Origin of the sequence: Streptomyces coryli (assembly GCF_011044975.1) — a bacterium.
Taxonomy (GTDB): domain Bacteria; phylum Actinomycetota; class Actinomycetes; order Streptomycetales; family Streptomycetaceae; genus Streptomyces; species Streptomyces coryli.
In genome coordinates, this window is record NZ_JAAKZV010000019.1 from 1 (window position 1) to 13327 (window position 13327).

13 protein-coding genes are annotated in these 13327 nt (G+C 71.0%); 9 read left to right on the forward strand and 4 right to left on the reverse strand.

The window, feature by feature from the left end; all coding sequences use genetic code 11:
- Nucleotides 1-58: 58 nt before the first annotated feature.
- The gene (locus G5C51_RS07065; protein ID WP_206313550.1) at nucleotides 59-913 is read right to left on the reverse strand and encodes a menaquinone biosynthetic enzyme MqnA/MqnD family protein; all 855 of its coding nucleotides are present in this window, start codon (nucleotides 911-913) and stop codon (nucleotides 59-61) included.
- A gap of 225 nt (nucleotides 914-1138) precedes the next feature.
- Here G5C51_RS07065 and G5C51_RS07070 point away from each other — a divergent pair, with 225 nt between their 5' ends.
- A complete protein-coding gene (locus G5C51_RS07070) occupies nucleotides 1139-1342 on the forward strand; it encodes a cold-shock protein (RefSeq protein ID WP_165233495.1) in 204 nt (67 codons plus the stop codon).
- 80 nt (nucleotides 1343-1422) lie between these two features.
- On the opposite strand, the gene G5C51_RS07075 is transcribed toward G5C51_RS07070, so the two are convergent.
- Nucleotides 1423-3168, reverse strand: a complete 1746-nt coding sequence (locus G5C51_RS07075) for an AMP-dependent synthetase/ligase (protein WP_165233497.1) — start codon at nucleotides 3166-3168, stop codon at nucleotides 1423-1425.
- Between the two features lie 105 nt (nucleotides 3169-3273).
- Between G5C51_RS07075 and G5C51_RS07080 the strand changes: the two genes are divergently transcribed.
- Nucleotides 3274-4380 (forward strand): AraC family transcriptional regulator, encoded by a 1107-nt coding sequence (locus G5C51_RS07080; RefSeq protein WP_165233499.1) that lies wholly within the window; start codon nucleotides 3274-3276, stop codon nucleotides 4378-4380.
- A gap of 85 nt (nucleotides 4381-4465) precedes the next feature.
- On the forward strand, nucleotides 4466-5626 hold the full coding sequence (locus G5C51_RS07085; RefSeq protein WP_165233501.1) for a lipase family protein: 1161 nt from the start codon (nucleotides 4466-4468) through the stop codon (nucleotides 5624-5626).
- Nucleotides 5627-5645: 19 nt separating this feature from the next.
- Here G5C51_RS07085 and G5C51_RS07090 read toward each other — a convergent pair whose 3' ends face one another.
- Nucleotides 5646-6653 carry an alpha/beta hydrolase-fold protein gene (locus G5C51_RS07090; protein WP_165233503.1) on the reverse strand — a complete coding sequence of 336 codons (1008 nt, stop codon included), beginning with the start codon at nucleotides 6651-6653 and terminating at the stop codon, nucleotides 5646-5648.
- Nucleotides 6654-6788: 135 nt separating this feature from the next.
- On the opposite strand from G5C51_RS07090, the gene G5C51_RS44245 reads away from it, so the two are divergent.
- From G5C51_RS44245 to G5C51_RS07120, 6 genes are all read left to right on the forward strand, one after another.
- Nucleotides 6789-7367, forward strand: coding sequence for a hypothetical protein (locus G5C51_RS44245; protein ID WP_165233505.1), 579 nt, complete (start codon nucleotides 6789-6791; stop codon nucleotides 7365-7367).
- A gap of 110 nt (nucleotides 7368-7477) precedes the next feature.
- Nucleotides 7478-7999 carry a GNAT family N-acetyltransferase gene (locus tag G5C51_RS07100; protein ID WP_165233507.1) on the forward strand — a complete coding sequence of 174 codons (522 nt, stop codon included), beginning with the start codon at nucleotides 7478-7480 and terminating at the stop codon, nucleotides 7997-7999.
- Between the two features lie 59 nt (nucleotides 8000-8058).
- A complete protein-coding gene (locus tag G5C51_RS07105; protein ID WP_165233510.1) occupies nucleotides 8059-8394 on the forward strand; it encodes a DUF4229 domain-containing protein in 336 nt (111 codons plus the stop codon).
- A gap of 281 nt (nucleotides 8395-8675) precedes the next feature.
- Entirely contained in the window at nucleotides 8676-10052 is a 1377-nt protein-coding gene (locus G5C51_RS07110; RefSeq protein WP_165233513.1) for a cation:dicarboxylate symporter family transporter, read from the forward strand.
- Between the two features lie 110 nt (nucleotides 10053-10162).
- Entirely contained in the window at nucleotides 10163-10558 is a 396-nt protein-coding gene (locus tag G5C51_RS07115; RefSeq protein ID WP_240929447.1) for a YciI family protein, read from the forward strand.
- An 8-nt stretch (nucleotides 10559-10566) separates the two neighbouring features.
- Nucleotides 10567-11781: an RNA polymerase sigma factor gene (locus G5C51_RS07120; protein ID WP_338118040.1), complete on the forward strand. Its 1215-nt coding sequence runs from the start codon at nucleotides 10567-10569 to the stop codon at nucleotides 11779-11781.
- Here the strand turns inward: G5C51_RS07120 and G5C51_RS07125 are convergent.
- Nucleotides 11755-13269 carry an MFS transporter gene (locus G5C51_RS07125; protein ID WP_165233516.1) on the reverse strand — a complete coding sequence of 505 codons (1515 nt, stop codon included), beginning with the start codon at nucleotides 13267-13269 and terminating at the stop codon, nucleotides 11755-11757. The two genes, G5C51_RS07120 and G5C51_RS07125, sit on opposite strands and share 27 nt — an antisense overlap.
- Between the last annotated feature and the right edge of the window lie 58 nt (nucleotides 13270-13327).

The window sequence follows — 13327 nt, forward strand, 5'->3', positions numbered from 1 at the left end:
CCCAACCCCCAAGTCCCCTGTACCCACGCCAGCTTAGAGGCCCGAACCAAGCGCCCGCTCAGCTCTCCGGGAGCAGCTCCACCTTCACGTCTGCCGGGAAGCCCGTGTTGGGGCCCGTTCGGCGGGCGAACTCCGTGATGCCTGCCAGTTGGCGGGTGCCCAGGGTGAATTTCAGGGTGGTGAAGTAGCGCTCGAGCAGGGGGGCGTCGAAGGCTTCCCAGCGGGCGGCCTGTTCGGCGACCTTCGTGACCTCTTCGCCGGAGAGTTCTACCGATTCCAGGAAGGCGCGGTGGACCTCGCGGACGAGTTCGGGCTCGCGTTCGGCGTAGTCGCGGCGGGCGGCCCAGACGGCGAAGACGAAGGGGAGGCCTGTCCAGTCCTTCCACATCTGGCCGAGGTCGTGGACGTGCAGGCCCAGCTCGGGGGCGTCGTGCAGGGAGGCGCGGAGGGCGGCGTCGCCGATCAGGACCGCGGCCTGGGCCTCCTGCATCATCAGGCGCAGGTCCGGGGGGCAGGTGAAGTAGTCGGGCGCGATGTCGTAGCGCTCGGCGAGCAGCAGCTGGGCGAGGCGGACCGAGGTGCGCGAGGTGGAGCCGAGCGCCACCCGCTCGCCGTGCAGCTGGTCGAGCGGGACCTGGGAAACGATCACGCAGGACATCACCGGGCCGTCGCAGCCCACCGCGATATCCGGCAGCGCGATGAGATCATCCGCGTGCCGGAGGAATTCGACCAAGGTGACGGGACCGATATCGAGATCGCCGTCGATGAGCCGCTCGCTGAGCTTTTCCGGGGTGTCCTTCGTGAGCTCGAGGTCGAGCAGCGTGCCGGTGCGGGCGAGGCCCCAGTACAGCGGCAGGCAGTTCAGGAACTGGATGTGGCCGACTCGTGGCCGGGTAGGAGTCACGTCTCGCAGGCTACGCCTGCCGGGAACCGCACGAGGGTGCGGGGGTTCACTGAAACGTGATCTTGTCCTCTTCCGCGCCCGGCGGCTGCGTGCTAGGCTCGGCGCAAGTTGCAGTTAGGTTTCCCTTGCAGTACAGAGCCTGCGGAGCTACTGACGCCGCAGGCTTTTGTAGTTTTCAGACTTCTTTGTAGGTTCTGGAGCAGAGGGCAACCCTTTTAGGCCCAAGGAGGGCTTATGGCTACCGGAACCGTCAAGTGGTTCAACGCCGAAAAGGGCTTCGGCTTCATCGCCCAGGACGGCGGCGGTCCCGACGTCTTCGTCCACTACTCCGCCATCAACGCGACCGGCTTCCGTTCGCTTGAGGAGAACCAGATCGTCACCTTCGACGTCACGCAGGGCCCGAAGGGCCCGCAGGCGGAGAACGTGCAGCCCAGCTGAAGCTGAGCTTTTGATTCTCACCTGAGACGGCCCGGGACCTTTCGGTCCCGGGCCGTTTCGTGTTCCCGCAGGCAGCGCCCCTACTCGTACAGCGCGTCGATCTCCTTCGCGTACAGCCGTGCCACCGCCGCCCGCCGCACCTTCAGCGTCGGGGTGAGCGCGCCGGAGTCGATCGAGAAGTCCTCGTCCAGGATCGCGAAGTTCCGGATCCGTGCGGGCCGCGCCACCTTCTCGTTCGCCGCGTCGACCGCCTCCTGCACCAGCTCGCGTACCCGCGGCTCCCGCGCCGGCGGCCCGGTCAGGCCCAGCCGGCCGACCTCCTCCTCGTCCAGCGTGATCAGCGCTACGGGATGCGGCCGCCGGTCGCCGATCATGATCGCCCGGGAGACCCAGCGCGACTGCTGGATGCCGAATTCGACCAGGGACGGCGTCAGGTTCTTCCCGGCCGAGGTGATCACGATGTCCTTCTTGCGGCCGGTCACCCGCAGATAGCCGTCCTCGTCCAGGGACCCCAGGTCGCCGGTGTGCAGCCAGCCGTCCGGGTCCAGCGCCTCCGCCGTGGCGGCCTCGTTCGCGTGGTAGCCGGAGAAGATCATCGGGCCGCGGGCCAGGATCTCCCCGTCCTCGGCGATACGGACCTCGCAGCCCGGGATCGGCTTGCCCACCGCCCCGTGGCGGCAGGCGTCCGGGTGGCTGAGCGAGATGATCCCCGCCGACTCCGTCATCCCGTACCCCTCGTACAGCGGAATGCCGCACGCCCGCAGGAAGTCCAGGGTCTGCGGGGCGATCGGGGCGCCGCCGGAGTTGGCGTGCCGCAGCCGGCCGCCGAAGGCGCCGCGGACCAGGCTGAAGAGCTTGGCGTCGGCCGCCTCGTAGCGCTCCAGCAGCTCGCCCGCCGGCTCCTGGCCGGCCGCGCGCAGCTCGTCCACCTCGACCCCGGTGCGTATCGCCGCGTCGAAACGGTCCTTGCCGTCCGGGCCCTGGCTCTCGGCGAGCGCCTGGACCTGGGAGTGCACCTTCTCGAAGAGGCGCGGGACCGACGGCAGATGGGTGGGCTGGGCCTGGCCGAGCTCGGCGACGATGTTCTCGATCCGGCCGCCGAAGAAGTGCAGCGTCGAGCCGGCCAGCAGCGTCGCCATCTCGGTGAGCTGGGCGAGGAGGTGGGCGAGCGGGAGGTAGATGTACGTGCAGTCGCCCGGGCCCATGTGCTGGAAGCCCTCGGTGGCGTCGCGGATGGCGGACGAGTTGCCGTGCGTGAGGCGGCAGCCCTTGGGCAGGCCCGTGGTGCCGGAGGTGTAGATGATCGTCGACAGGTCGTCGTCCGTGACGGATTCGGCGCGGGCGAGCTGGTCCGCCTCCGGGGCGGGTTCGGGAACGCGGTCCATACGCAGCGGCGCGTCCTCGCCGGTCATGTGCACCACGTGCTGCAGCTCCGGCAGCTTGTCCCGCAGCCGCGCCACCTTCTCCGCCTGCGCGGCGTCCTCGACCAGGATCGCCGTGGCCGCGGAGTCCGACAGCACCCAGCTGACCTCTTCATCGCCCGCCGTCGGATAGACCGGCACCAGCACGGCCCCGGCGGCCAGCACCCCGAAGTGCGCGTACGTCCACTCCGGCCGGGTCTCGGCGAGGATCGCCACCCGGTCGCCCTTGCGGACGCCGAGGCCCATCAGGCCGCGGGCGATCCGCCGGACGCGGTCGCGCAGTTCGTCGTACGTGACATCGGGGACCGCCTCGGGGCCGCCGCGCAGCGCGGGCAGCTCACCGAAGCGGTCGGCGGTCCATTCCGTGAAGAGCGCGAGGGTACGGGGGCGTTGTGGCTCGGTCATCGGCTCCACCTCCGTAGAAGAAGCTAGGCAGCCGTGATCCGTCCGGTCATGGCCGGAAGTGTCACCTACGCTGACCTGACAGCTCATCAGGACTACCGTGCAGCCATGGGCGAGCCGCGGGAGCACGACAACGGGCAGCACAACGGGGGCAGAACCGTCACCGTGCACCACGTCCGCGCCGCCCTCCGTGGCGTCGAGCGGCGCGGCCTGGACACGCTGCCGCTGCTCCAGTACGCCGCGATCGCGCCGCTGCTGCTCGCCGACGACCGGGCGCGGGTGACGCCGGAGCAGTTCACCCGGCTGATCCAGGCGCTGCATGTGGTGATGGACGACGAGTTCCTCGGCCTCGGCCCGGCGCGCAGCAAGCGCGGCACCTTCGCGATGATGTGCTACGCGGCGATCGGCTGCAGCGATCTGCGGGGCGCGCTGCGCCGGGCGGCGCGGTTCTACGCGCTCTTTCCCGGCGGGCCCGAGCTGACGCTCGAGGTGCGCGGCGACCCCAGCGATCCCGGCGATACCAGTGCCCCCGGCGCCGAAGCCGTGCTGGCGATACGGAACGAGGCCGAGTTCCACGACCCGTTCCTCTCCGAGTGCCTGATGGTCATCTGGCACCGGCTCTCCAGCTGGCTGATCGGCCGCCGGATACCCCTCGCCACCGCCGACTTCGGCTTCCCCCCGCCGGTGTACGCCGACGAGTACCCGGCGCTCTTCGGCTGCCCGGTGCGCTTCGGCGCTGCCCATACCGAGGCGCGCTTCGCCGCGCACTGGCTCGCCGCCCCGGTCGTACGGAAAGAGAGCGAGCTGGAGGTGCTGCTCCGCCGGGCGCCCGCGGATCTGCTGTCCCGGCGCGAATACGGCACGACGGTGAGCGAACAGGTGCGGCACGCGCTCGCCGCCGCGCTGCGGGACGGTGGCCGGCGGCGGCCGCGGCTGCCGGAGCTGCGCGAGGTCGCGGGGCGTCTCGCGGTGAGCCCGGCGACGCTGCGGCGGCGTCTTGAGGCGGAGGGGACGTCGTTCACCGAGCTGAAGGACACCGTGCGGCGGGACGCGGCGATCACCTCGCTCGCCCAGGGGCAGGAGCCGATCGCGGGGCTGGCGGCGCGGCTGGGGTTCGCGGAGGACGCGTCGTTCCACCGGGCGTTCCGGCGCTGGACGGGGACGACGCCGGGGGCGTATCGCGGCGGCTGTGAGACATCGGGTCAGCAAAGCTGAGCCCTAAGGACAGCCCGCTCGTTACTGATGCGTCATTACGTTTCTCGTCCGACCTGCTCCCTCACAGCAGACGAACGGAGCTTTCATGAGCCGCAAGCTCGCCGCCATCGCGGCGGCACTCGGGCTGGCCTTCGCGCTCCCGGCCACCGGCATCGCGGATGCCGCCCCGACCGCCTCGGCCGCCGCCCCCGGCGACCTGGTCACCACGTCCAGTACAGACTTCCGCACCCTCAACCCGCAGCTGTCCAAGGCCTGGCACATCGAATACGGATCGACCTCCGGCACCGACAAGCCGAACACCGTCTCCGGCACGGTGATCGTGCCGCGCGACGGCCGCACCGGCACCCGCCCGCTGATCACCTACGCCGTGGGCACCGTCGGCATAGACGACAGCTGCGCCCCGTCCGCGGGCTTCCCGTACGGCACGACGCTCGAGGGCAACCTCATCGCCCAGGCGATCCAGCGCGGCTATGCCGTCGCCGTCACCGACTACGAGGGCCTCGGCACCCCCGGCGACCACACGTACACGGTCGGCCGCGCCGCCGGCACCGCGATGCTCGACGCCGCGCGGGCGGCACAGAAGGTGCCGGGCGCGCGGGCAGCCGGCGTCAACGAGAACTCGCCCGTCGGCATCATGGGCTACTCCCAGGGCGGCCAGGCCGCGAGCTGGGCGGCGCAGCTGCACAAGGCGTACGCGCCCGAGCTGAAGGTCAAGGGCACGGCGACCGGCGGGGTGCCGGCGGACCTGATGAAGGCCGCCGAGTTCAACGACGGCGGGCTCGGTTCGGGCCTGATCCTGATGGCGGCGGTCGGCCAGAACGCCGCCTTCCCTGAGCTGAAGCTCGACTCGTATCTGAACGACCGGGGCCGCTCGCTGGTCGGGACGATCAAGAAGAACTGCGTCGCCGTCAACGCGGTGGCCGGCGCCTTCACGAAGATCACCGACGTGACGACCAAGAACCCCCTCGAACAGCCCGACTGGCAGGCGCGGCTAGCCGAGTCCAAGCTCGGCGGGACCGCCCCGGACGCGCCGGTGTACCTCTACCACGCGCAGAACGACGAGCTGATCCCGCGCGCGCTGGGCGAGGGCCTGCGGGCCGACTGGTGCGCGAAGGGGGCGCCGGTGTCGTACAAGACGATCCCGGTGCTTGAGCACGTCAGCGGCGTCATCGCGGAGACCCCGTCGGCGCTGAGCTGGCTGGGCGACCGCTTCGCCGGAAAGCCGGCCGCGGGTAACTGCGGCTGAGACGGTGCGGGGGCTCGGTCTACTGCACCCCGAGCCCCTTCGCCAGCACCGGCCAGCTGGACTTGAACTCGGTCTGCCAATGCGGCCATTCGTGCGAGCCGCCCTGGTAGAAGTGCACCGTCGCCGGGATGCCGAGGGCCTTCAGGCGGTCGGTGAAGCTGTGCGCCTGCACCCACAGGGCGCCCTCGAGGACGCCGCCGACGATGAGGTTGGCGAAGTCCTTGTTCGGGCCGAAGCCGGTGCCCTGGGAGACGTAAAGGCCGAGGCCTTTGAGCTTTTCGGCCTGGGTGTAGGGGTTGTTGGCCTTCCAGGTCGACCGGTTCAGGAGCGGGCCGCCCCACAGGCCGGTGGGGAAGAGGCCCTCGCGGCCGACGATCGCGGACACGGTCGTCGGCATCCCGGTGTTGAGGGTGTCGAGAATCCCGCTGTACGAGGCGGCCGCGGTGTACGTGCCCGGGTGCCGGACGGCGGCGGCCATCGCGCTGTAGCCGCCGGAGGAGATGCCGGCGACGGCACGGGTGCCGTTCGCGCGGTAGTTCTTCTGCAGCAGCTGCCAGACCTCGGTGTTCTGGAAGGTGTCGTAGTCCGGGCTGTTGCTGCCGAAATTCCACCACTTGCTGACGATGCCGGTCGGCCCGGCGTCGGGGATGACGGTGATGACGTCCTTGTCCGCCATGAACTCCTCGACGTCGGTCTGCTCGGTCCAGTCCGAGAACTTCCCGTCGGCGCCGTGGAGGAGATAGAGCACGGGATACGTGCGGTTGGGCTCGGCGTCGTACGACTTCGGCAGCAGGACCCGTACCGGCGCGGACTTGCCGCCGAGCGCCGGGGACTGCACGGTCAGGTCCACGGCCTGCGCGCCCGCCTGCGTCGTCTGCGTGATCCGGGCGCCGTCGTCGGCGGCGACCGGCGTGGTGCCGGCGTCCGCGGCGGTGCTGAGGGCGCCGCCGGTGAGCGCGAGAGCGGCGGCCAGGAGCACGGCGGCGAGCTTGCGGCGGGGGCGCCTGAGGCGACGGGTTCCAGACACGACGCAAGGGTCGGCGGTCTTGCGCGCGGCGGTAAGTCGCCGGACTGACAGTCGTCCAGGGCCGTTCTGTCAGCGAGGTGACAACCACGTACGCTCTGCCTGACGGCACCGAGCAGGGATGGGGCGTAACGGATCATGAACGCGGAGCTCAAGCGCCAGCTGGAGAAGAAGGTCGCGAGCGGAGAGCGCCTCGACCGGGCCGACGGCATCGCGCTCTACGAGTCCGGGGACCTGGCGTGGCTGGGCGGCCTCGCGCACGGGGTGCGCACGGCGCGGCACGGGGACGCGGGGTTCTTCGGCGCGGGTGACGCCGTCGAGGCGCCGCTGTCGTACGGGGCCGACGCCGGCGAGCTCGTCGATGAGCTGCTCGCGCTGCGCGAGCAGGAGGGCTTCGAGGTCCTGGTCCCCACCCGCGCCTCGGACGCGGTCACCGGCGCCCAGACGCTGAAGACGTACGCCGTCGCCCGCCTGCTGGTGGACACCATCCCGCACCTGCGGACCTCGGCCGACGCCGACGGCGAGCAGGGCGCGAAGCTGGCGCTGCAGCACGGGGCGGATGAGCTGGCGGGCGACCTCAGCGATGAGGACCTGGTCATCCTGATCCGGGAGGCGGGCTTCCGTCCGGTGGAGCGGGGTGCGTCCTACGCGGTCGTCGCCGAGCACCCGGGGCCGGACGCGTCTTTGCGTGAGACGCCGCAGGCAATGCGCCTCTGAGCGGCCGCGTGCCGGTCGCATCGGCGGCCGCCGGAAACGTCCGGGCCCACCCGTCCCGCCATGCGGGACGCCTGCCCCCGAGGGGTACGGCCCGGATTAGCCTCGCTCCTATGCATTTCCAGCTCGACCCCCCGATCGACCGCCCGCTCCGCGATCAGCTCCTCGCCCTCTGGTCGGACGTCACCGACGCGGGCGGGGCCGTCGGGTTTCTGCCGGGGACCGATCCGGAGGAGATACGGCCCGAGCTCGTGCGGCATCTCGTCGCCATGGCCGAGGGGCGGGCGCGGCTGCTCGTCGGGCGGGACGAGGAGGACGGGCGGGTGACCGCCAGCGCGTTCGTGTACTTCAACGGGCACCGGCTGATGAAGCACTGGATCTGGGTCTACACCGTGATGGTGCACCCGGAGCAGCAGGGCGGCGGCAGCGGCCGCGCGCTGATGGCCGCCGTCGCCGAGGCCGCCCGCGGGTTCGGCGGCATCGAGGGGATCCGGCTCACCTGCCGCGGCGGCACCGGGGCCGAGCACTTCTACGCCGCGTGCGGATACAAGGAGGTCGGGCGGGTGCCGGGGGCGATCCGTACCGACGACGGGGACCGCGACGACATCACCATGTGGCTGCCCCTGCATACTTAGGGAGCGAAGGGGAGGAAGCCCCGTAAGCCCCGTATTGCAGGAGAGAGAAGTTGTCCGCCGTGAGCACCCCCAAGCCGAGCGCCGCCCTCCGCTACACCGCGATGCGTCTGGGCATCTTCGCCGTCTGCTTCATCGTCCTCGCCGGCCTGGTCCGGCTGCGGGTGCTGCCCGCGGGCCTGGGCGACTCCAACTATCTGTGGGTGCTGCTGCTCGCGCTCGTCGTCTCGATGCCGCTGAGCCTCGTGCTGCTGCGGCGCCAGCGGGACGAGATGTCCGCGCAGATCGTCGGCCGCATGGACCGTGCGAAGGAGCGGCTCGACGCGAACCGCGACATGGAGGACGAGGCCGTCGACAACGCCGCCGCCGCCGAGCGACGGAACGACGCGCAGCAGTAACAGCACGTAGCGACACGCGGGCCAGGCCTGTGTACCTGGTCACAGTGGGGCCGTATACCAAAGCTTGGCTTTGAGTATCCCAAAGCGCCGGTGTTAACGTTTTCGACATGAGGTCTTCCGCTTACGTGCCGCAGCAGCCGACGAGCACCCTGCTCGTCGAGCGCCTGCACGTCGACCTCTGCCGCCGCGTGGCCGCGGCCTGTATGGGCCGCTGACCTGCGCGCTTTCTGCGCCGCCAGGTCCCCGGCTTCCCCATCTCTTCTTCCCCACGGAGTGCCCGCGTGTCCACGCCCGCCCCTGCCGCCGAGTCCAAGTCCGGCGCCCCGGAAAAGTCTCGTCGAATACCCAAGATCCCCTTCTGGGTGCAGATCATCGCCGGTCTCGTCATCGGTGTCCTGCTCGGCTGGGCCGCCCGCAGCGGCGACGTCAGCTGGCTGAAGACCACCCTCGAGGAGGTCGGCAACACCTTCGTCAACCTGCTCAAGCTGGTCGTCGCGCCGCTGGTCTTCTTCGCCATCCTGGTGTCGATCACCAATCTGCGTAAGGTCAACAACGCCGCCCGGCTGGCCTCCCGCACGCTGCTGTGGTTCTTCATCACCTCGCTGATCGCGGTCGGCATCGGCCTCACCATCGGCCTGCTGACCAACCCCGGCTCCGGTACGGGCCTGACCCCGAAGGACGGCGCCAAGCCGGACCAGTCCGGGTCCTGGATCGACTTCCTGCACGAGATCGTCCCGACGAACATCATCACGCCCTTCACCGAGCTGAAGGTCCTGCAGATCGTCTTCATGGCCGCCGTCCTCGCCTTCGCCGCGCTGAAGCTCGGCCCGAAGGCGCAGCCGGTCATCGACCTCAGCGAGACCGTTCTCGAGCTGCTGCAGAAGGCCCTGTGGTGGGTCATCAAGCTCGCCCCGATCGGCACCATCGGCCTCATCGGCTTCGCCATCGCCGACTACGGCTGGAACCTGATCTCGAAGTACGCGACCTTCACCGCCGACATCTACATCGGCTGCGCGATCGTCCTCTTCGGCGTCTACCCGCTGCTGCTGGCGACGGTCGCCAAGGTCAACCCGCTGCAGTTCTTCCGCGGCGCCTGGCCCGCGATCCAGCTGGCCTTCGTCTCCCGCTCCTCGGTCGGCACCATGCCGGTCACCCAGAAGGTCACCGAGCGGCTCGGCGTCCCGAAGGACTACACCTCCTTCGCGGTGCCGTTCGGCGCGACGACCAAGATGGACGGCTGCGCCGCGATCTACCCGGCGATCGCCGCGATCTTCGTCGCCGACATCTTCGGCGTCAGCCTGGAGCTGCGGGCCTACGTCCTGATCGCCTTCGTCTCGGTCATCGGCTCCGCGGCCACCGCGGGCCTCACCGGCGCGACGATCATGCTGACCCTGACCCTGTCGACGCTGGGCCTCCCGCTGGAGGGCGTGGGCCTGCTGCTGGCCATCGACCCGATCCTGGACATGATGCGCACCGCCACCAACGTGGCAGGGCAGGCGGTCGTCCCGGTCATCGTCGCGGCCCGCGAGAAGATCCTGGACCGCGAGGCGTTCGCCTCGGCGACCAGCTTCGATGTGTCGGACCTGGACGACGACGCCCAGTCGCCCGCGGCGACCGAGCAGCCGGAGCAGCGGCAGCCCGTCGGCGCGACGGCCTAGTACGGCCCGTTACGGACCGCACGCCGGTGCCCGCGTCCCCTTCCCGGGGCGCGGGCACCGGCGTTCGCGTATCCGTAAAAAATCTTCGCGAGAGCATGTAGTGGAGCGGCATGCCCGTTCGTCATTCCCACGACGAACCGAACCGCGAAGGGATCGAAGCGATGAAGTACCTGATGCTGGTGTGCACCGACCCGGCCTACGTACCCGGTCAGGGCGACGGGGCGCCGGACGTCGAGGACTGGGTCTCCGAGATGGACGGCAAGGGAATCCGGCTGCTGGGCAGCCGCACCCGCCCGGCGAGCGACGCCACCACGGTGCGGGTCCGCGACCGCGAGGTGCTGCTCACCGACGGGCCGCACGCGGAGACCAAGGACCTGATGGCCGGCTTCGACGTCCTCGACTGCGCCGACCTCGACGAGGCGATCGAGGTCGCGTCCAAGCACCCGATGGCGTGGCACGGGATGATCGAGCTCCGGCCGTTCTGGCCCGACGACGCGGACGACTGACCGGCCCGGTGGAGCCCAAGGACCGTATCGCCGGGATCTACGCCGACGGGTGGAGCCGGATCGTGGCCACCATGATCCGGTTCACCGGCGGCGACTGGGATCTGGCGGAGGAGTGCGCGCAGGACGCGTTCGCGCAGGCGCTGCGGAAGTGGCCGGAGCAGGGCGTGCCGGACCAGCCGCTGGCCTGGCTGACCACCGCCGCCCGGCATCGCGCCGTCGACCGCATCCGCCGGGCGTCGACCGAGGCGGCGAAGCTACGGCAGGTGGCGGCGATGGAACCTGAGCAAGGGCCGGCGTACACACGCGACAGCGAGATCCCGGACGAGCGCCTTGAGCTGATGTTCACCTGCTGCCATCCGTCGCTGCATCTGCACGCCCAGGTCGCGCTGACGCTGCGCAGCCTGACCGGCATGAGCACCGCGGAGATCGCCCGCGCGTTCCTCGTACCGGAACGGACCATGGGCCAGCGCCTCTTCCGCGCCAAGCAGAAGGTCGCCCACGCGGCCATCCCGTTCCGGGTGCCGCCGGCGCACCTGCTGCCCGATCGCCTCCCCGCCGTGCTGCACGTCCTCTATCTGCTCTTCAACGAGGGCTACGGCGACCCGGAACAGACCCGGCTGTCCCGGGAGGCCATCCGTCTCGCCCGCGTGCTCGCGGCGCTGATGCCCGACGAACCCGAGGCGCAGGGCATGCTCGCGCTGATGCTGCTGCACGACGCCCGGCGGCCGGCGCGGATCGGCGCGGACGGCGAGCTGGCCACCCTCGAGGACCAGGACCGCTCGCTGTGGGACCAGAGCGAGATCGCGGAGGGGCTGGCGCTCCTCGAGCGCACTCTGCGGCGGCGCCGGGCAGGCCCGTTCCAGATCCAGGCGGCCATCGCGGCGTGCCATGCCACCGCGCCGACGGCCGACCGGACCGACTGGCCGCAGATCGCCGGGTTGTACGAGCAGCTCTCGCGCGTCGCACCCGGCCCGGTCACCGAGCTGAACCGGGCCGTGGCGATCGGCATGGCCAAGGACCCAGAGACGGCGCTGCCGCTGGTCGAGGCGATCGCCGAGGGCGGGGAGCTGGACGGGTACTACCTGCTGCACGCCACCCGCGCCGAACTGCTGCGGCGCACGGGCCGCGCGGAAGCGGCCCGGGAGAGCTACCGCGCGGCCCTCGACCTGGCGCCGACCGACGCCGAACGCCGGCACCTACGGAACCGCCTGCGGCTCCTGTGACAGCCCCACCCGCCGGTCCACCGGCTGCGGCGAGCGAGGACGGCCGCGCACGCTCCGCAGCGTGAACGCCCCCAGGGCCGCGTGCAGTCCCGCCGCCACCAGACCGACGACCTGCAGTCCCGTGGTGAAGGCGGACTTCGCCTCGGCGGCGGCCGCTCCGGTGAGGCCGGGGAGTTCGAGCGTCTCCGGGAGGGTGGCCGCCAGGTCAGGGCCCGTCACCCGGAACAGCACCGTGGCGAGCGAGCCGAGGAGGGCGATGCCGAGGGCGTTGCCGATCTCGTTGCTGGTCTCGGCGATCGCGCCCGCGGCCCCGGCGCGCTCGGGCGGTGCCGCGGCGACGGCGGTATCGGCGACGACGGCGAAGGAGATGCCGTAGCCGACGCCGGAGACCACGGTGGCGGCGACGTACCAGCCGGCCCCGCTGCCGCTGCCCACCGGCAGCAGCAGAAGCAGGCCGCCGGCGATGAGGAAGTGGGTGGCGATCAGCGCGGCGCGGGTGCCGATCCGGGCAACGGCCATCGGCGTGACGACGGCGGTGACCGTCAGGACGACGGCGCCGGGGAGGGCGACCAGCGCGGCCTGCAGGGCGCTCAGACCGAGCACCGACTGCAGGTAGATGCCGCCGAGATACGCCACCGCCGACCACGCGGCGAGCGGCAGCAGCCCGGTGATGACGGCGATCGCGAAGAGCCGGTCGCGGAAGAGCCGGAAGTCGATCAGCGGCTGGTCGAGGCGCAGTTGGCGGCGTACAAAGGCCGTGAGGGTGGCGACTCCGGCCGCGAGGGTGAGCAGCGCGGAGGCGGTCAGCCCTGCCGCTGCCAGGTGCTTGATCCCGTAGACGCTGAGCAGGGTGCCCGCGGCCGACAGCACCACGCTGCGGGCATCGACGCGGCCCGTACCGCCGGAGCGGACCTCCCGGAGCAGGACCGGAGCCAGGGCGAGAAAGAGCGCCACGACCGGGAGATTGATCAGGAAGACCGAGCCCCACCAGAAGTGGCTCAGCAGCTGCCCGCCCGTGACAGGCCCGATCGCGAAGCCCGCGGCGAAGGCGGCCGCGAAGATGCCGATCGCGCGGGCCCGTTGGCGGCGGTCGGTGAAGAGCTCGCTGAGTACGGCCAGCGCCGACGGCAGCAGCGTGGCCCCGGCGATGCCCATCAGCGCGCGGAAGGCGATCAAGAGCTCGGGGGTCGGGGCGAAGGCGGCGCCCAGCGAGCCGGCGCCGAAGGCGGCCGTGCCGATCATGAGCAGCTTCAGCCGGCCGTAGCGGTCGCCGAGGTTGCCGAAGGCGATGAGCAGCGAGCCGACGGCGAAGCCGTACACATCCAGAATCCACAGCGACTGGTCGGCGGTCGGCGACAGCGCCGCGGAGATCTGCGGCATCGCGAGGAAGAGGACCGAGCCGTCCATGGCCACCAGCAGGACGGGGCCGAGGATCACCAGCAGGCCGAGCCAGGCCCGCAGTCCGGGGTTTGCGCTTGGTGCGTTCATGGTCACGACGGTCCGCCGCCGCGCGCCGGGCAGCCAGCCACCTGTCGTGGGTACACCC